Genomic DNA, 440 nt, shown 5'->3' on the forward strand with positions numbered 1-440 from the left:
AATGTCGGACCCCTCTGACAGAGTTTTCCTATGGAAGCCATGGGGGAACACGCAGCGGATCACACCGCGGGCCAGGCGGTAACGCCGGGCCTTAGCGCGGCTGCCCTGCTGCGGGGCCGCGCGCTTCGCAGCGTTCCCGCTTCAGCGCCCCTCGTGGATAGCCGGGCGTCCGACGGCGGTGCTGCCGCCGGCGGGTCTGTCRCCAGCGGKKCTGTCACCAGCGGGTCTGTCACCGGCGTGACGTTTGCTGGCACCGCCTTCAGTGGCGGGGCGGCTGAGGCCCTGGAGCAGTGTCTGGAGGCGCTGGCATCGGCGGTCGACGCCGCGGACAACGAGCTCGGGCTGGCTTCCTTCCAGGAGGCGGCGGATTTCGCGGACCTGACCGAGGAGCTCTCCCGCCGGACCGAGCACCTTCAGCTGCTCGCCGCGGCCGCGGTGGA

1 pseudogene is annotated in these 440 nt (G+C 71.2%); it reads left to right on the plus strand.

The annotated features are described in order from the left end of the window. Positions 1–30: 30 nt before the first annotated feature. A pseudogene (locus tag AC1DD3_RS22105) lies at positions 31–440 on the plus strand (HNH endonuclease signature motif containing protein); the annotation flags it as partial.

The organism is Arthrobacter sp. 05T444, from assembly GCF_056395905.1.